Here is an 18215-nt window from a genome sequence, read left to right on the forward strand (position 1 = left end):
AATTCGGGAAGGAAAAGGTTATGACCAAAGATATAAAAGCTAAAGAAGAACGTAAATTTGATATTGTATTAGCAGCAATAAGACTCTTTTCTCGTGATGGCTTTTATGCGACAAGAGTTCCTGACATAGCCAAAGAAGTAGGTATGAGTGCAGGAAATATATATAACTATTTTAAATCTAAAGAAGATTTGGCAAAGTGTGCCATTCGATACTGTACAAATGTTTTAGCAAATAAGTTGCGTGAAATAAATAATATGGATATAACTACAAGAGAGAAGATAGAGCATTTTGTAAAAGGTTACTTTGAAGTTGTTGAGAAGTTCCCTGAGTTGACAGAGTTCTTTTTACGAGTATATCTGGCAAACAGGGAAGTTTTTTCAAAAAGATGTGATAATGGATATGAGTGTGCTTCTGAATTTATTGAAGAGGTAGGTCGATTACTTGATAATGGTGCTGCTGCTGGCGATTTACAAAAGCAGGATTTTCATGTTGCTTTCAGTATGATTATGGGACCTTTAGGATGTTTTACTTTTCTTACCGGAGAGAATGTACTTGAAAAAAATGTGATAAAATATGCTCCAGATATTGCTGAAAATATCTATTTAGCATTAAGTAAACGTTAAAGGAAACATCATAAAAAGTAATAAAAAACGTGATTCAATCCTGTCTTGTTCATTAAAGCTTTTTGCAAAAAAAGGGTTTTACCATACAACAATACCTCTTTTGGCAAAAGAGCTTAAGATGAGTGTAGGGAATATATATAATTATTTCCCTTCTAAGATAAACTTAGCTAAAAGTGCTATAAGGTTTGCTTCAGGAATTTTAGCATCATCACTTCAAGATATAAATAAAAAGAATATACCGGCAAGAGAAAAGATAGAACTTTTTGTTCAAGATTATCTTGAAATAATTCAACATTCACCCGAAGTTATAGAATTTTTTCTAAGAGTATATCTTGCAAATAGAGATCTTTTTGAAGAGAATGAAGATGGTGGATTTCAGCTTGCAGAAGCTTTTGTTAAAGAGGTAGAAGAGTTGATCCAGTATGGAATTAGAAACTATGAATTTCGTAAAAGTCAAGATTTTTTTGTCTCTTTTAGTGTTTTAACAGGAATTTTGGGAGCTTTTACGTTTTTGTCTGGAGAAAATGTTTTAGATAGAGATGTTTCATCTTATAAGAAAGAAATATCGGATGCAATATATAAAGGATTGTCTTAGATTTAAGGTAAGTAAAAGCTCTTAAGAGATATTATTTTGAATGGGCATTCATTTATAATGATCAATTTATGCAACCTCCTCCTATAATAAAAATGAATCCCATAATCAAAGGTTGTAAGAAGAGCCATTAATTTCTGCTATGTGGAAATAGCTGATCCCTGCTTCCATAAAAATATTACCACTCCTTGTTAGGCAACTACTCTTTTACAGCCTTTGATAACTATAATAAAAAATATTCATACATTAAATCTTATTGTTATTTATTAACTTTCTTAAGTAAAAAAGCCATATAATTACTAAAAATATGCATATTTTATATGTATTATTAATAATTTTAATTCAAAAGAGTTTTATGGCAAAAATATTATTTTTAATTGTAATTATTATATATGGAAATTCTGTTTATGGCTCTAAATCAATTGCTGAAGCTCTAAAAGATGGGAGTTTTAGAGGACAGCTTAGATTATTTTATATTGATAGAAATTATAATGGACATACTAATTATCATAAGTCAGCATTTGCCAGTGGTGGATATTTAAACTACAAAACAGGTTTTTTTCAAGGAATGTGTAGTGGAATTTCTTTTTATTCTACTAACAATTTTGGAATAAGGTCAGATAATTTACCAGGAGAAGTTTTAGATCCTACACTTTTTGGTGAAGGCTTAAGTAGTTATACGATTGTTGGTGAAGCATATTTAAAATATAAATATGAAAATATGATGTTAAAAATTGGTAGGCAAAAAATAAATACTCCTATGCTAAGAGAGCATGATATACGTATGATTCCTAATTTTTATGAAGCTTATCTTTTTATCAGTAATGACATAAAAGATATAACTTTTACTTTTGCACATATTACAAAGTTTGCAGCAGGTACTTTTGCTAATGCATATCTAGGTGGGATAAGTGCAGCTACAGGTGGATATAGTTATATAAATTCTGATATGGGAACTTTTTCAAATATTGGTGAATATGCAGTAGGCATTAAAACTAATGGTATAACATTTATAGGTATTAAATATTTAGATTTTAAAAACGTGCAGTTGCAAATTTGGGACTATTATGTTCATAATATTTTAAATGCTATTTATTTACAGGGAGATTATAGTTTTTTTGTAGGCTCAATTAAGCTGAATGCATCTACTCAATATATTAAAGAGAATAACATTGGCAATGCTTTAGAGGAAGCAAAAAGTTTGGGAAATATAGAGTTTGATAAAATTAACTCATATTATTTAGCTATGAAATTAGCTATGAAGTATAAAAATATGAGCGGTTATGTAGCTTTCTCTTTTACTGGTGCAAATAACAATAATGTAGAAGGTTCAAGTATTATAAATATGTGGGGTTCAACTTTAGGATTTACAAATGGAATGGTTGCTCATCATGAGTTTTATTCAGATACAAAAAGTTGGAAAGTAGGAGTTGCTTATAATCTTAAAAGCTTTGGTATAAATGGAAATGTATCAATTTATCACTGTAATTTTGATTTAGGAGAAGATAACCCTTACGTAAATGGTGTAGGTTGGACAGCAAAAGAGAGTGGTTTTGATATTAAATATTATCCTTCTGTAATTAAAAATATACAGTTTCGATTTAGAGGAAATTTTCCAAGAGATTTTAAATATTATTCAGATATGGAAAATTTAAGTTGGGATGAGTATCGTTTTATTATAAATTATAATTTTTAAAAAGATCAGTTTAGTATGACTTCTCTACCCAAATAACTCCTGCAAATCTTCCTGTTGTTCCCTCTTTTCTATATGAAAAGTAGTCTGAGTTACAACAGGTGCATATTTTAGAGATTTTTATATGATTTTTATTGATCTGAGCTTCTATTAGTTGATCACAATTAAGTTTTTGTAAATCAAGCATCCGACCATTCAAATAATTTTTGCTAAAATTTTTTTCTACTATAGAAGCAAGGTCATCTCCTATTTCATAACAACAGCTATGAATTGAAGGTCCCATAATAACCTGAATATCAGTTGGTACACTACCAAACTCTTTTTGCATTACCTTTACTGTTTTAGGTGCAATTTGTAAAAAAGTTCCATTACGTCCTGCATGTATAGCAGCAATAATGTTACGTTTTGGATCAAACATTAAAATGGGGATGCAGTCTGCAACCATAACTGCTAAAGCAATATTAGGTTGATTTGTAATTATTGCATCGCAAGCTGATAATGGTTTAGTTTGTGGCGATGAAACAGTTTGTACATTATCACTATGGACTTGATCCATCCAGACAATGTTTTGAAGGTTGAATTTATTTTGAAGTATTTTACGATTTTGTATGACATTTTCTTGATTGTCACCAACGTGAAATGCAAGATTTAATGAATCGTATGGCGGAGTGCTGACTCCGCCATGTCGATTTGTAAAGCAGTATTTGATTTTCACAGTCGTTTAGCTGAAGTTAGAGAATATTTGCTATAAATGATGTTTTTATTATCTTCAACCCACATCTCTTCTACCTCTTTAGGCAGGTTTAGTCCGTCAAATTTGTCATAAGAGATAACTTTCATTTTCCAAGCGGTTTTTTGCAGTTTTTTCTTTATTGGGCGAAATCTGTCATTGCTTTGAACTTCTATGATTTTACCGCTTCTGTCACTGACAAAAATAACACTAGCATCTATTTTTCCATCAGTTATTGTGGCTTTTGTATGGGTTGCATCCAGCGGTTCATATTTAATATTTTCATACTTAAGCAAAGCAGGGTTAAAAACAGAATAGGCTAATAGACGAGCTAGTTCTGAACGGGCAAATTTTTCATCATTAAAGTCACCTGTTGGAACAATTCCAAAAAGCAGCATTTGCATATTTGCCTGACCTTTATGATAAGTCTCTATCGCATTAAACGTAACAATGAGATTACTGTCAAGTCGTATACCCAAAAGCATATCTGGTGTAGGGCGAAGAAGTGCAAGTGTATGCATTTTCATTGATTTAGAAGGTTTGGGAGTATACTCTCCATCAAATTGAATAGCTAAAGCTTTGTAACTGTTTTGTGAAAGATTTGATTTGTCAATATATTGATCTATTGGTACTGGAAGTTTTTGCACAACAGATGAAGATGTTACATTATTTTCAACAAAAGCTTTACCAAGTGATTTTATAGTTGCCTCAAAGTTTGCCTGACCATACCAGATAAAGCCAACATTTAGAATTATTAAAACAATAAAAACAGTAAGCAGTTTTTTAATTAATGATATCACAAAAGACTCCTTATTTTATAGATTGGGAATTATAGCATTAACTTTCTGTTTACAATTCATTTCTATGTGTTTACTATCGCTCCTGTAGAATACACGTTAGCTTTTGGTTTATACATAAGCTCCGGGAGCATGCATCTTACTCCTTATAGCAAAACTCCTGACAAAAACCAATTTTTCCCGGAGCTTATGTATAAATCTGAGAAAAAGGAGAATTTATAATAATGAAAAAAGTATGGCTTATTTCTACTGTTTTAGCAGCTTCACTAATGGCTGGAAATATAGGATTTAAAGAGGCACCTCATGCTGAAAGAGTTATGCCAGAAGCAGGTAAGATTTTGTCTTTCAACAAGGCAATAGAACACGCTGGCAAATGTGTTGTAAATATTTCAGCAAAAAAACGAGTGAGACAAAATATTCCACAAGCATTTATGGATCCGTTTTTTAGAGAATTTTTCAATATGCCTTTTGGTCAAATGATGCCACGTGAAAGAGTACAGCGTTCACTAGGTTCTGGTGTTATAGTAACATCAGATGGTTACATTATTACAAATAACCATGTTATAGATGGAGCTGATGAAGTGCATGTTACACTTCCTGGAAGCTCTAAAGACTATATGGCTAAAGTTATTGGAAACGATCCAAAAACTGACATTGCTGTCATTAAAATTGATGCAAAAGATTTACCAACAATTATGTTGGGAGACTCTGATGAGCTTAAAACAGGAGATCTTGTTTTTGCAATCGGTAACCCATTTGGTGTAGGAGAGAGTGTAAGTCAGGGAATAATTTCAGCACTTGGTAAAGATAGTGTTGGTATTAATCAGTATGAGAACTTTATACAAACTGATGCAGCTATAAATCCTGGAAACAGCGGTGGAGCACTTGTTGACAGTAGAGGAGCACTTATAGGCATAAACAGTGCTATAATTACTAGAAGTGGAGCCAATAATGGTATTGGATTTGCTATTCCTGTAAATATGGTCAAACGTGTTGCATTACAACTGATTGAACATGGAAAAGTAGAGTATGGATATCTTGGAGTCAGCATAAGTGAGTTAACCCATGATTTGCAAAAAATCTATAAAAATAAAGAGGGTGCAGTTATTTTAGATGTAGACAAAAATACACCAGCACAAAAAGCTGGCTTAAAACGAGGTGATTTAGTTATTAGAGTCAACGGAACTCCTGTTAAAGATGCCAGTGATTTAAAAAATGCCATAGGAGCAATACCTCCAGGTAAAGATGTAGAATTGACTTTTGAGCGTAATAAAAAAATTAAAACTGTTAAAGTAACGTTGGCAAAATTCCCTGAAAACAGACTTAAAGTTACTGGTAACAAAGGGTTTGTAGATGGATTGACACTGCAAAATATTACACCGCAAATTAGAAAGCAGATAGGCATTCCTGATGATATTAAAGGAGTAATTGTTTCAGAGGTAAAACCTGAAAGTAAAGCCGATAAAGCAGGATTTATGCCAGGAGACATTATTATTCAAATAGAAGATACAATGATCAAAAATGTATCTGATGTACAACAGGCAATGAAAAAGTATACAGGTAGTAAACGTATTTACATAAACAGAAGAGGAATGATACGCATTTTGGTTGTTGACTAAAAAATTTAAGGGAATGAAGTATGGTCAAAGTGCTGATGATCGAAGATGATGAAGAGTTAGCAGAAATTTTAAGTGAATATTTACAACGATTCAATATTGAGACAGTTAATGTCCCTGACCCCTTTTTGGGGCTCAGTAAACTTGAGACTCAGCCTTTTGACCTTGTTATATTAGATCTATCTCTTCCTGGTATGGATGGACTTGATGTATGTGAACAGATACGAAAGAGAAATGATATACCTATTATTATTTCATCTGCCAGAAATGATTTAACAGACAAAATAGTTGGACTTGAAAAAGGTGCTGATGACTACCTTCCAAAGCCATATGATCCCAGAGAGTTGGTGGCTCGCATAAAGACAATTTTGCGACGTATAGGACGAGAAAAGAGTGAAGATTCTAAAAACAGTGCTGAGTTGAGATTCGATAAAAACTCTAGAATGATCTATTTTAGAGGAGAACCTCTACATCTTACAGCAGCTGAGTATGGCATTCTTACATATCTTTTAGAACATGCCAATGAAGTAGTCTCCAGAGAAGACCTTATCTATAATGTTGATGCTATTCATGAAGATAGTTCACTAAAAAGCATAGATGTAATTATTAGCCGCATAAGACATAAACTAGAAGATAATCCAAAGCAGCCACGATTTATTCGATCAGTACGCGGGTTAGGATATCGGCTTACCCCATGAGACGTATCTCTATTTTTGTTTTTATCTCTGCAATTTTTACAATAGCATTTCTTGCTGCAGGTACTGCATTCTATTTTTATGGGATCAATGACAAATATCGCCACTCACAGATGATAGTTCAGAGAAATATTCTTTTTGCACAAAATATTTTACTTCGATTAGATAGAGGAAATGCAAAAGAGCAGATAGAAGAGACATCAAAAAAATATGGTATGAAATGGATCAAAGATGAGAAAAAAGGAATTTCGCTTCTAAAAGGAGCCAAGCTTTTAGGTCGTCAGCCAATACCATTTGGATTTATTGATATGCTTGAAAAAGATGATCGAATATATCTTTTAATAAACACATTTGGACGGCTTATTCTTTTTGAAGATGAAAGATATCGCCCTTATAACCCTAAGATAGTATGGATCTATTTTATATTGACAGCTCTTTTGATAATGCTGATCTTTTGGGCAATTTGGTTTAAGCTAAAGCCTCTAAAGTCTTTGCAACGTTGTATTCGAAAATTTGGAGAGGGTGAGTTAGATGTTCACTGTAGAATTGAAGGAAGTGATGAGATAGCTCAAGTATCTATTAGTTTGGATGAGGCAATAGGAAGAATCCGGATGCTTATAAATTCACGCAACCTTTTTATACGAAATATTATGCATGAGTTAAAAACGCCTCTAACAAAAGGGTTGTTGACAGTACAGATGTTACCTGAGTCAAAACAGAAAGAGAGGCTTGAGAGGATTTTTATGCGTTTAGATAGTACCATAAGTGAGTTTGGTACCATAGAACAACTTAGCAGTGGCAAATTTCCTCTTAAACTTAGACCTGTAACAATGGAAGATTTAATAGACCAGGCAATAGACTTGGCTATGATTGAAAAAGATCGTGGAACTTTTGATATTAAACCGCAAAGAGTAGAAGCTGATTTCAAACTTCTAAGTATTGCTCTAAAAAATTTGATTGATAATGCCATCAAGTATTCAAGTGATCGAAAGTTTCATATTATAGCTGATGAAACAGGTATAGTAGTAGAGAGTAATGGTAATCCTCTATCACACCCTTTGAGTTACTATATTCAGCCATATACTCAAGGAAGTGAAGCTATTAGTGGTTTAGGACTAGGGCTTTACATTGTAGATATGATTGCCAAAGTACATGGATTTAGCTTTGAATATGAAAATAAAGAGAAAAAAAACAGGTTTATAATCAAATTTTAAAGATTTTGAGGTATAATTTCGACTCAATTATGACCCGTTAGCTCAGCTGGTAGAGCAATTCCCTTTTAAGGAATGGGCCGTTGGTTCGAATCCAACACGGGTCACCACTAAGTTTTATCTTTTTTTGCGGTGCGGTGGTAGTTCAGTTGGTTAGAATACCGCCCTGTCACGGCGGGGGTCGCGAGTTCGAGTCTCGTCCACCGCGCCACTTCTTTTTTATTCTACTTAATAATTAACACAAATCAAACCTGACAATTGGCATAACTATTATTCATTTGTGTTTATAAAATCAAAAATATGTAGAATTTATAAACAAAAATCTGCTGTCTACTTTCATAGGCAGCAGATATTAAATTTTAAAGCAGTGTTACACCTTTTTCACCTGCTTTTAATTCACCAATTATATAACCGTCACTGTTTTCAAGAACATTGTCAACATTTTCTGGGTTTACAACAAGAACCATTCCAACTCCCATGTTGAACGTTCTGAACATCTCCTCTTTTTCAACATGTTTACCGATAAGTTCAAAAATAGGAAGAACTTTTATCTTGGAAGTATCTATAACAGCATGCATATTGTCAGGTAAGACACGTGGAAGGTTTTCTACCAAACCACCGCCTGTAATATGGGCTAATGCATTAATTTTACTCTTTAATGCTTTAAATGTTTTTACATAGATTCTTGTAGGTGTCAACAACGTGTCAATCAATGGTTTACCATTAAACTCATCTTCAAACTTCATGCCAAGTTTTTCAAAAAGAAGTTTACGCACAAGTGAAAAACCATTTGAGTGTATACCGCTGCTTGGAAGTGCAATAAGAACATTCCCATCTTTTACATGCTCTAAACGGTTCATTTCACTCTTTTCAGCAATTCCAACTGAAAATCCAGCAAGGTCAAAATCCTCTTCACTGTACATTCCTGGCATTTCAGCTGTCTCACCGCCGATCAATGCACATTCGCTTTGGCGACACCCTTCAGCAATTCCTTCTACAACAGCTTTTGCATCTTCTACTTTTAGTTTGCCTGTTGCATAGTAGTCCAGGAAAAATAGAGGTGTTCCAAAGTTACAGATAAGGTCATTAACACACATAGCGACAAGATCAATTCCAACAGTGTCTAATTTTTTGCTTTCAATAGCAAGTTTAAGTTTTGTTCCAACTCCATCTGTAGCAGCTAGCATTACTGGCTCTTTGTAGCCTCCAGGAATTGCATAGGCACCGGCAAAAGAGCCGATACCACCTATGACATTGCTGTCAAATGTTGATTTGACAGCTGGTTTGATTGCTTCTACAAAAGCATTGCCTGCATCAATGTCTACACCCGCATCTTTATAACTTACATTACTCATTATTTACTCTTTTCTCTATTTTTCTTTATTCCAGTTACATGGTCCAAAAACTTTGTTAAAAAACCAAAGTGATGGACAAAAGTTTGTAAATGCCCACACAAGTATCATAATTATAATGAATACTTGTAATGCAACACCTATTTGCAGATAAAGTGTATTACCTGCAGCACCTTGTGCAAGGAACATTAGGGCAATACCAAGCATAATTGCTGTCAAGATTCTTTGGATTCTTTCAGCACACATTGTGATGCCTCCATAGATAAATTTTTGCAAATTATATCACATTAATGATCATCCAAGTGTTTTTGTATTGAGGCAATTTTCTGTTTCATCCGGCCTGATTTTCCTTTTCTTATATCCATTTTAATTGAAGTATAGACACGGTTGCAGTCAGGTTCAAGGACAGAGTATGCTAAGTTTATGACTTTTGTCGCATCTTCAACTGTTTCACACTCAAAAATTGTTCCCATCGGAGTCAATTGAAAGTCTATGTCATTTTCTTTGAAAACTTTCATAATCCTACTTACATAAGCACTAACACTTTCACCTTTATCTGTTGGAAACATTGCAAACTCTACCAATGCACTCATTCTTTCTCCTTATCAATTTTTTGTTATTATATAAAATATTTTTCGTAAGGATTGATTTGTATTGATACGACATAGCAGTAAAGTTCAGACTCTTTTTTGGTTATTCTCTTTTTCGGTGATGATTTTTATATGGATTATTTGGATAGTTGTACAGACATTTGTACTTTCAACACCGCAAATAGAGCTTCCAGAAGATAGAATAGCACTTATATTTATACTTTATGGAGTACTTGTTCTTTTTGTATTGGCTGGTACAGTTATTTCTATATTTATAAATAATAAAAGATATACAAACAGGTTTGGAGCTCTCTTCTTAGTTATATTCATATCCTTTCTTGTTGGTAAAAGCATTTTTGGCTAGTATGCACTTAAAATATCTTTAAAGCGTTTTTGATACAATCGGCAAAAAGCGTTAAGCAAAAGTGAACTGCTTCACTTTTGTAGCTTTTTGCGAGTTTTTGGTATGCATACTTGCATCCAAAAACTCCGGATACTGTTTAAAATTTAAGGGGAATATTATGTGGTTGACTCAGGGAGTCGTTGATATTGTAAAAAATGAGTACAAAGTTAAAGAGAAAGTTTTTGAGCAAGGTGGAGTTGAAGTATATAACTCTGGGTATTTTGGAAAGATTATAGTTTCTAATGGAAAAGCACTTTACTGTGAACATGACAGTATGATTCGTCATGAGATAGCAGCGCATACTGCAATGTGTTCTCATGAAGAGCCTAAACGTGTTCTTGTTGTTGATGGTGGTGATGGGGCTATTGCAGCTGAGTTGCTTAAGCATAAAGATATTACAATCGATGTTGTTGAGAGAGATGCAAATATTGTAGATGCTGCAAAAGTGTTTGGCTGCTATGATAAAGCTTTAGAAGATGAGCGTGTAAATCTAATCATTGAAGATACAGTTCAATTTCTTGGAAATGCAAAAGATGGAGCGTATGATATTGTAATTATCAACCGTTTTGATGAAATTTATCTAAATGACAAAGCTGTTATGGCTCATGTTAATAGAATACTATCTGAAAAAGGGTTGGTAGTAATGGATGCTAGCAGCCAACTCTTTGATATGGCTGGACATAAAGAGGTTCTTTCGGCATTTTGCTGTGAATTTAAAATTGTTATGCCATTTAGATATACTTCAATGGTTCGACCTGGAGGAGAGCAGTGGTTTGCTCTTGGAAGTAAATTTTTCCATCCAACAGCAGATGTAAATTTACAAAGAGCTGATTTGACAGATGGGTTTAAATGGTATAACAGCGATATTCATGTTTCTCAGTTTGCGCTTCCAACAGCAACTTTCAATCTTTTAAAAGCATATATAAAACGATAATGGCTTACGAATATGCTATTGCCCTAACAGGCGGGATTGCAAGCGGAAAATCAACCGTTTGCAATCTTCTCAGGCTATATGGTCTTCGTATTATAGATGCTGATGCTATAGCAAGGCAGATGTTAGATAATGAATCTGATGCTATTTCAAAGCTTTTTGGAAAAGAGTATATTGTTGATGGAAAAGTAGATAGAAAAGCATTGGGTCGTCTGATCTTTTCAGATAAAGATGCCCGTAAAAAACTTGAAGAACTTCTTCATCCAAAAATCAGGGCAGAAATTGAACGGCAAAGTGAAGAACAAGATCGCCTTAAAGGACCATATATAGTAGATATACCTCTATTCTTTGAAACTGGTAACTACCCTATAGAAAAAGTTATTGTTGTCTATGCCCCAAGAGAGATACAAAAAAGAAGGCTTATAGATCGTGAAGGATTAAGCGATGAAGAGGCTGAAGCAAGATTGAATGCACAAATTGACATAGAAGAGAAGAAAAAACTTGCAACCTGGGTTATAGATAATAGTAAAAACCTTAAACATCTACAACAAGAAACTGAACAGATTTTCAACAAAATCACCAAATATAGGTAATCAAACTAATAATTTCACTTAATATAAGCTAGCCTTAAGCTATGGTATAATTCGCTCAATTTTTTATTGGAGACAACTAATGACCATAGCAAAATATTCTGCAAATGGCAATGATTTTGTCATTTTTCACACTTTTGTCAAAAAAGAGCAAAATACTTTAGCAAAAGAGCTTTGTCACAGACAAAATGGTGTGGGTGCAGATGGTTTAATTGTCCTAGTTCCTCATGAAAAATATGACTTTGAATGGCAGTTTTACAATGCTGACGGAAGCGATGCTGCAATGTGCGGCAATGGAAGCCGAGCAGCAGCGCATTATGCGTATAAACATGGTCTTGCTTCAAAGAGTATGCGTTTTTTAACCGGAGCTGGTGTTATAGAAGCTGAGGTTGACGGTGACATTGTCACTAGTGAATTGACACCTCCTAAAATTATAAATCAAGACATTGAAGAGTTTGGAAAAAAATGGTGGCTTATAGATACAGGTGTACCACACCTTGTCGGTTTAGTTGACACTGTTGACACTTTTGATCTGCAAGAAGCTAGAGAACTTAGGTATAAATTCAATGCAAATATCAATATAGCAGCAGTTAAAGACAATACTCTTTATGTACGCACATATGAGCGTGGAGTTGAAGATGAGACACTTGCTTGTGGTACTGGAATGGCAGCCTGCTTCTACCGTACCAATTTAGAAGAGAAAGCAGGAGAAAGTATGGTGGTTATACCAACTAGTGGTGAAAAACTTGAACTTGCTAAAAAGGGTAACACACTAACACTAAAAGGCGAAGTACGCCATACATTTGATGCAATAATGGAGAGAGAAATTGACTAAATTAATTACAGGAGTTTTATTAGCTCAGGCACTACTTTTTGCCGATGCTCTTAAAACATTTCCAAAAGAGTACTACTCTATAAAGAAGAGTGAAAAACAGAAAGAGAAATTTGTAGAAATTCTCTATCCTTTAATTTTAAAAGAGGAAGAGAAGATTCGTAAAGAACGACAGTTTGTCAAATCTTTTTTTACAAAATTTCAAAGTGTTGGTATTGTAACACCGAATGAGGTTAAAAAACTAGAAGCAATAGCTAAAAAGTATCGTATAAAATCTCTTTATGATAAAGAAGAGTACCTTAAAAGAGTAGATACTATACCGGTTTCTATGGTGCTTGCACAAGCAGCTATAGAGAGCAACTGGGGTAAAAGCCGCTTTGCTCGTGAAGCAAACAATCTTTTTGGAGAATGGACATGGGGAAAAAAGGGAATTATTCCAAAAAACAGACCAGAAGGAAAACGCTATAAAATACGAATTTTTGATTCGCTTGAAGATTCAATCGCCTCTTATATGAGAAACCTGAACCGTCACTGGGCTTATAAAGAGTTCAGAGAAGCTAGATACTTAGCAAAGAAGATGGGTAAACCATTTGGAGGATTCACTGCATCAGCCTATTTGACACGCTATTCACAGTTGGGTGAAAAATATACACTTATGATCAAGAAAACGATAGATGAACATGAATGGGATCTTTATGATATACCAAAGAGTACACCTCAAGTCAAACTTAAAAATGAGATTGTTATGCTCTCAAAAGAGATTTATAGAAGTATTGGAAGATAAAAAATCCGCTTTTAAAAAGCGGATTTTATAAACCGGCCTCTTTAATCGCTTCTGCTTGGAAGTGTGCTATGAGAGGCTCAATTACTTCATCAAGCAAACCACCTTCCATAATCTCATTTAAGCGATATAGAGTCAAACCTATTCTATGATCAGTAATACGGTTTTGAGGATAGTTGTATGTTCTGATTCTTTCACTTCTGTCTCCAGAACCAACTTGTGCTTTTCTGTCGGCACTTGAGGCAGCTAACTGCTCTTGGAGGTATTTCTCATATACACGTGCTTTAAGAATTTTTAGAGCTTTTTCTTTATTTTTATGCTGTGATTTTTCATCTTGCATTGCAACAACGATGCCGGTTGGAATATGGGTAATGCGAACTGCTGAGTCAGTAGTGTTTACTGACTGACCACCACAACCGCTTGAGCGGTATACATCTATTTTCAGATCATTTGGATTGATTTGTACATCAACATCTTCTACTTCAGGTAAAATTGCTACTGTTACTGCTGAAGTATGAATACGACCTTGAGACTCTGTAGCAGGAACACGCTGAACACGATGCGTTCCAGCTTCATATTTAAGCCTACTGTAAACTTTTTCCCCTTTTATCAGGGCAACAATCTCTTTATAACCGCCTGCTTCACTTTCACTTGAGCTTTCTATGACAATTTTCCAACCCTTGTTTTCAGCATATCTTACATATGCTTTAAAAAGATCGCCAACAAAAAGTGCTGCTTCATCACCACCTGTTCCTGCACGGATTTCCAGGTAGATGTTTTTATCATCATTTGGATCTTTTGGGATTAGAAGCAGTTTTATCTCATCTGTCATCTTTTCAAGCTGTGGTTCAAGCTCTTTAAGCTCTTCTGCAGCCAATTCACCCAGTTCAGGGTCTCCAAGAAGTGATTTGTTCTCTTCTATAGCTTCAACAGTTGCAATGTAAGTTTTTGCTTTTTCTACAAGAGGTTCAAGATCGGACTGCTCTTTTGAGAGTGCAGTCATCTGCTTAATGTCACTTGTAATATCTGGAGAACTTAAAAGATTGTTTATTTCGTTATAACGGTCTATGAAGGGTTGGAGTTTTTCTCTTAACATGTGGGTGCCTCAGGTTCGCGGATTACGCGACGCTGAGTGCATTGACTTTGGACTGAAGGCGGCTCACTTTACGAGAAGCAGTGTTTTTCTTCAAGATGCCTTTGCTTACATACTTGTGTAGTTCACGGTTAGCAATTTTCATTGCTTCAACTGCTGCATCTTTATCACCTGCTTCAACTGCTGCTATAACAGCTTTAGTAATATTTTTGATGCGAGTTTTGTAATATCTGTTGCGAGCTGTGCGTTTTGCAGTCTGGCGAATTCTTTTTATCGCTGATTTGTGATGTGCCATATGGTATAATCCTTGTCGTTAGAAAATTTTGGGAATCATACCTTAAAGTTTATTAAATTTAAATTAAATGTAAGTTTGTCAAGAGGGGTATTTATATTATGAAATTATTTGGAACAGATGGGGTTCGTGGATTGGCCGGTAAAGAGTTAAGTGCATTTACTGCAATGCGGCTGGCAATGGCAGCAGGTATATATTTTAGAAAATTTGCAAAAACAAATAAGATTCTTGTAGGTAAAGATACTAGAAGAAGCGGCTATATGATAGAAAATGCTTTGGTAAGCGGTCTTACTGCTGTAGGATACAATGTTATACAAATTGGTCCAATGCCTACACCAGCAATTGCTTTTTTAACGGAAGATATGAGATGTGATGCAGGTATAATGATTAGTGCAAGCCACAATCCTTATGAAGATAATGGTATTAAATTTTTTGATTCCCAAGGGAACAAGCTTAATGAGAAAGATGAAGCTGCTATAGAAGAGATCTATTTTGATGAAAATCTTTTGGCAGATGAACAAAAAATAGGCAGAGATATAGGCTCATCTAAACGTATTGATGATGTTATAGGTCGTTATATAGTTAAACTTAAAAACTCATTTCCTACAGATATGACTCTTAATGATGTACGAATTGTTCTAGATACAGCAAATGGAGCTGCTTATAAAGTTGCTCCTACTGTTTTTGAAGAGCTTGGAGCTGATGTTATTGTCATAAACAACAAACCTAATGGATACAATATAAATGATAACTGTGGGGCAATGCATCCAAAAACATTAAGTGAAAAGGTTCGTGAGTATAGAGCTGATATAGGATTTGCATTTGATGGTGATGCTGACAGATTGGTTGTTGTAGATGAAAAAGGAAATCAGGTAGATGGCGATAAGCTAATAGGTGCTCTTGCCCTATACTTAAAAAATGAAGGCAAACTTGAAAACAGTTGTGTTATTGCAACAGTAATGAGCAATCAAGGTTTTGAAGATTTTCTAAAAAAATATGGAATTGACTTGATTCGTTCAAATGTAGGTGATAAATATGTGTTAGAAGAGATGCGTAAGCATCAATGTATTCTTGGAGGAGAGCAGAGCGGTCACGTAATATTTAGTGATTATGCTAAAACAGGTGACGGACTTGTAACTGCTCTTCAAACTATTGCTTTGATTTTAAAAAGTGGAAAGAAAGCTAGTGAAGTTTTAAACCCTTTTGAACTATACCCTCAAAAACTTCTAAATATTAAGGTATCACAAAAAAAACCGTTAGATTCTATAGAAGGTCTTAAAGAGAAAGAGAAAGCAATAAAAGAGGAAGGCTTACGATCACTAATTCGTTATAGTGGTACAGAAAATAAATTACGTATTCTTCTTGAAGGAAAAAATGCAAAGGCTATTGACCACTGGATGAAAGAGCTTGAAAAATTCTTTAGGAAAGCATTAAATGACTAAAGCGTGGGCTACATTTATTCTGGCTCTTGCCGGAATATATATAATTGATCAAAATATAAAGACAATTTTTTTATCAGGATGGCAGTGGGAAAACTCTTGCATATCTCTTACTCTTGTTTTCAATAAGGGTGTTGCATTTTCAATGTTTTCCTTTTTAGGACCTTACCTTAAATGGATTCAGATAGCACTACTAGCAGGAGTTTTAGGATATATCATTCACGGAAAATATTTGCAACGCTACAGCTTACCTTTAGGAATTCTTTTTGGTGCAGGCATCAGCAATATTGCCGACCGTTTCATACATGGTGGAGTTGTTGACTATGTATATTGGCACTGCGGATTTGACTTTGCAGTTTTTAACTTTGCAGATGTGATGATAGATTTATCAGTTGGTTGGTTGTTAATAAATTCAATATTTTTAAAAAAAAATATGGATGAGAAGGTATGAAGAAAAAAATAACACTGCAACAATTAGAAAATTTTCTTTTTTCATTAGCAGATGATTTACGATATTGAATACAATGAATATAGCAAAAGACTTTGCAATATTATTAAAACTTAAGTTAGAGACTATGAGATACATAAAAAGTTATTAGATAAATTAAATATTACCCAAATTGCTAGTTAATCACTAACTTTTGTTTCTCTTCATCAAGCTTCAAAAAGCAGTTAATGCTGTAAGCGACAAGAAATAGTTTAAGTTTTGTAAGAAAACCACCAATGGATGTTGCCTTGATTACTTTACCAAACTTGGCTGTTATCATAGAAAAGGCTGTTTCAACTCCTTTTCTAATTTTTCGTTTAATAAAATAATCATCATCATTTTGCATACGCTTCTTAAATATTGGTGAAAGCTTGATATTCAATTTTTTTAGAAATTCTTCAAGCTTGCTAGAGATATATCTTTTATCTCCTATGGCAATTGAACCTTTTGGTAAATGAGAAAGTAGTCCATAAACTGCTGTAACATCATGCATTGATCCTTCAGAAATAAAGAAGTAAACAGGCGATTTATCTGTATAATAACCATATGAACTTTAAAACCATAAAAGAATCGACACTTAGAAGCATTAAAACCTTTGAAATTTGGATTATTCCAAAGCTGACACCGTTTTTCTCTAGTGATATTACACAACTCTACTGGAAAGGAATCAACAGAGTAGATATTTGTTCCTTCAAGTTTAACAAACAGATCACCCAGCCAAGAAAAGAGTTTTTCAATTATCTGTTCTAAACGATTAATCTTTCTAATAAAGTGTGAATATTCAGGTATCTTAACAAAATTAAGCATTTGACAGTACTTGTGTGCTTTGCGGTAGTTTCCATTAAAATTACTGACTGCAAGATATCCAACCAAAAGTATCTCACTATTGGATACTTCTGCTCTAATATCTGATCCCAATTGCTATTAGATATTCATCTATTAAACAATAAACTGTTATAATTATTTGTTCCATAAATCGTTCCCCAAACTTTTTATAGAGTACTCAAGCAAATTTTAATCCTTCTTTGCAACTAGCAATTTGGTTATATATTATGCGTAATTATAGATTTGTTAGAAGGGAAATAATAAATGAAAGTTACTCAAAATGAGATTTTAAATAGTTGTTTAAGAGGTATTAAAAACTCTTTTAATGAGTATTTGAAATGGAGTGGTGATGAATTTTTATGGAGAGCCCCTGAATATCTTTTGACAGTAAATATTGCAAAAGAATTATCAAAAATTAATAAAACCAAATTTATTACACTTGAAGATAATGTAAAAGAGATATTAAATAATGCAGATGCAAAAATCAAGGGATATTTAGGACAAAAACTAAGAGCAGATGGTAGAAGTGATATAGTTTTATGGTGGGCAAATGGCACTCCAAGAGGTATTATTGAAGTCAAGCATAGATAGCCCATTCCAACCCTAATATTCATTTAATAAGTCCATACTTGATTCTTGTCAT

The 18215-nt window shown here is 33.9% G+C and carries 22 protein-coding genes and 2 tRNA genes; 16 read left to right on the forward strand and 8 right to left on the reverse strand.

Annotation, left to right across the window (positions count from 1 at the left end):
• Positions 1–20: 20 nt before the first annotated feature.
• The 3 genes from BM227_RS01915 (at position 21) to BM227_RS01925 (ending at position 2911) form a co-directional block, all read left to right on the forward strand.
• Positions 21–623: a TetR/AcrR family transcriptional regulator gene (locus tag BM227_RS01915; RefSeq protein WP_092910595.1), complete on the forward strand. Its 603-nt coding sequence runs from the start codon at positions 21–23 to the stop codon at positions 621–623.
• A gap of 40 nt (positions 624–663) precedes the next feature.
• Positions 664–1218, forward strand: coding sequence for a TetR/AcrR family transcriptional regulator (locus BM227_RS01920; RefSeq protein WP_245756999.1), 555 nt, complete (start codon positions 664–666; stop codon positions 1216–1218).
• Positions 1219–1570: 352 nt separating this feature from the next.
• Positions 1571–2911, forward strand: a complete 1341-nt coding sequence (locus BM227_RS01925; protein WP_177201946.1) for an OprD family outer membrane porin — start codon at positions 1571–1573, stop codon at positions 2909–2911.
• Between the two features lie 10 nt (positions 2912–2921).
• On the opposite strand, the gene pgeF is transcribed toward BM227_RS01925, so the two are convergent.
• Positions 2922–3623, reverse strand: coding sequence for a peptidoglycan editing factor PgeF (gene pgeF / locus BM227_RS01930; RefSeq protein WP_245756997.1), 702 nt, complete (start codon positions 3621–3623; stop codon positions 2922–2924).
• Positions 3620–4438 (reverse strand): DUF6544 family protein, encoded by an 819-nt coding sequence (locus tag BM227_RS01935; RefSeq protein ID WP_092910604.1) that lies wholly within the window; start codon positions 4436–4438, stop codon positions 3620–3622. Before BM227_RS01935 ends, pgeF begins: the two co-directional genes overlap by 4 nt.
• 221 nt (positions 4439–4659) lie before the next feature.
• On the opposite strand from BM227_RS01935, the gene BM227_RS01940 reads away from it, so the two are divergent.
• From BM227_RS01940 to BM227_RS01960, 5 genes are all read left to right on the forward strand, one after another.
• A complete protein-coding gene (locus tag BM227_RS01940; RefSeq protein ID WP_092910607.1) occupies positions 4660–6054 on the forward strand; it encodes a DegQ family serine endoprotease in 1395 nt (464 codons plus the stop codon).
• A gap of 20 nt (positions 6055–6074) precedes the next feature.
• Positions 6075–6749 carry a response regulator transcription factor gene (locus BM227_RS01945; protein ID WP_092910610.1) on the forward strand — a complete coding sequence of 225 codons (675 nt, stop codon included), beginning with the start codon at positions 6075–6077 and terminating at the stop codon, positions 6747–6749.
• Positions 6746–7960, forward strand: a complete 1215-nt coding sequence (locus tag BM227_RS01950; protein WP_092910613.1) for an ArsS family sensor histidine kinase — start codon at positions 6746–6748, stop codon at positions 7958–7960. The genes BM227_RS01945 and BM227_RS01950 overlap by 4 nt, the downstream gene beginning before the upstream one ends.
• Positions 7961–7991: 31 nt before the next feature.
• Positions 7992–8067: transfer RNA gene (locus tag BM227_RS01955), tRNA-Lys, on the forward strand.
• 24 nt (positions 8068–8091) lie between these two features.
• Positions 8092–8168, forward strand: a tRNA-Asp gene (locus tag BM227_RS01960).
• 148 nt (positions 8169–8316) lie between these two features.
• Here BM227_RS01960 and purM read toward each other — a convergent pair.
• Genes purM through BM227_RS01975 form a run of 3 tightly spaced genes read right to left on the reverse strand, consistent with a single transcriptional unit; the run spans position 8317 to position 9902 of the window.
• Positions 8317–9312 (reverse strand): phosphoribosylformylglycinamidine cyclo-ligase, encoded by a 996-nt coding sequence (purM, locus tag BM227_RS01965; protein WP_092910616.1) that lies wholly within the window; start codon positions 9310–9312, stop codon positions 8317–8319.
• Between the two features lie 15 nt (positions 9313–9327).
• Complete coding sequence (locus tag BM227_RS01970) at positions 9328–9555, reverse strand: hypothetical protein (protein WP_092910619.1); 228 nt, start codon at positions 9553–9555, stop codon at positions 9328–9330.
• 41 nt (positions 9556–9596) lie between these two features.
• Positions 9597–9902: an MTH1187 family thiamine-binding protein gene (locus tag BM227_RS01975; RefSeq protein WP_092910621.1), complete on the reverse strand. Its 306-nt coding sequence runs from the start codon at positions 9900–9902 to the stop codon at positions 9597–9599.
• A gap of 118 nt (positions 9903–10020) precedes the next feature.
• Here BM227_RS01975 and BM227_RS01980 point away from each other — a divergent pair, with 118 nt between their 5' ends.
• The 5 genes from BM227_RS01980 (at position 10021) to BM227_RS02000 (ending at position 13439) form a co-directional block, all read left to right on the forward strand.
• Positions 10021–10263 carry a hypothetical protein gene (locus BM227_RS01980; RefSeq protein WP_143089676.1) on the forward strand — a complete coding sequence of 81 codons (243 nt, stop codon included), beginning with the start codon at positions 10021–10023 and terminating at the stop codon, positions 10261–10263.
• A gap of 157 nt (positions 10264–10420) precedes the next feature.
• Entirely contained in the window at positions 10421–11236 is an 816-nt protein-coding gene (locus BM227_RS01985) for a spermine/spermidine synthase domain-containing protein (protein WP_092910628.1), read from the forward strand.
• Positions 11236–11826 carry a dephospho-CoA kinase gene (gene coaE / locus BM227_RS01990; protein WP_092910630.1) on the forward strand — a complete coding sequence of 197 codons (591 nt, stop codon included), beginning with the start codon at positions 11236–11238 and terminating at the stop codon, positions 11824–11826. Before BM227_RS01985 ends, coaE begins: the two co-directional genes overlap by 1 nt.
• A gap of 79 nt (positions 11827–11905) precedes the next feature.
• Positions 11906–12658 carry a diaminopimelate epimerase gene (gene dapF, locus BM227_RS01995; RefSeq protein ID WP_092910633.1) on the forward strand — a complete coding sequence of 251 codons (753 nt, stop codon included), beginning with the start codon at positions 11906–11908 and terminating at the stop codon, positions 12656–12658.
• Positions 12651–13439: a glucosaminidase domain-containing protein gene (locus tag BM227_RS02000; protein ID WP_218147898.1), complete on the forward strand. Its 789-nt coding sequence runs from the start codon at positions 12651–12653 to the stop codon at positions 13437–13439. Before dapF ends, BM227_RS02000 begins: the two co-directional genes overlap by 8 nt.
• A 25-nt stretch (positions 13440–13464) precedes the next feature.
• Here BM227_RS02000 and prfA read toward each other — a convergent pair whose 3' ends face one another.
• Together prfA and rpsT are read right to left on the reverse strand one after the other, a co-directional pair.
• On the reverse strand, positions 13465–14532 hold the full coding sequence (gene prfA / locus BM227_RS02005; RefSeq protein WP_092910635.1) for a peptide chain release factor 1: 1068 nt from the start codon (positions 14530–14532) through the stop codon (positions 13465–13467).
• Positions 14533–14554: 22 nt separating this feature from the next.
• Complete coding sequence (gene rpsT, locus BM227_RS02010) at positions 14555–14824, reverse strand: 30S ribosomal protein S20 (protein ID WP_092910638.1); 270 nt, start codon at positions 14822–14824, stop codon at positions 14555–14557.
• Between the two features lie 98 nt (positions 14825–14922).
• On the opposite strand from rpsT, the gene glmM reads away from it, so the two are divergent.
• Together glmM and lspA are read left to right on the forward strand one after the other, a co-directional pair.
• Positions 14923–16263: a phosphoglucosamine mutase gene (gene glmM, locus BM227_RS02015; protein WP_092910640.1), complete on the forward strand. Its 1341-nt coding sequence runs from the start codon at positions 14923–14925 to the stop codon at positions 16261–16263.
• Complete coding sequence (lspA, locus tag BM227_RS02020; protein ID WP_092910642.1) at positions 16256–16711, forward strand: signal peptidase II; 456 nt, start codon at positions 16256–16258, stop codon at positions 16709–16711. The genes glmM and lspA overlap by 8 nt, the downstream gene beginning before the upstream one ends.
• A 172-nt stretch (positions 16712–16883) precedes the next feature.
• Here the strand turns inward: lspA and BM227_RS12955 are convergent, their stop codons facing one another.
• Positions 16884–17255, reverse strand: a complete 372-nt coding sequence (locus BM227_RS12955; RefSeq protein WP_342707880.1) for a transposase — start codon at positions 17253–17255, stop codon at positions 16884–16886.
• A gap of 581 nt (positions 17256–17836) precedes the next feature.
• Between BM227_RS12955 and BM227_RS02030 the strand changes: the two genes are divergently transcribed.
• Positions 17837–18163, forward strand: a complete 327-nt coding sequence (locus BM227_RS02030; RefSeq protein ID WP_092910644.1) for a hypothetical protein — start codon at positions 17837–17839, stop codon at positions 18161–18163.
• Positions 18164–18215 lie beyond the last annotated feature (52 nt).

Source organism: Hydrogenimonas thermophila (genome assembly GCF_900115615.1).
In the GTDB taxonomy this organism is placed as follows: domain Bacteria; phylum Campylobacterota; class Campylobacteria; order Campylobacterales; family Hydrogenimonadaceae; genus Hydrogenimonas; species Hydrogenimonas thermophila.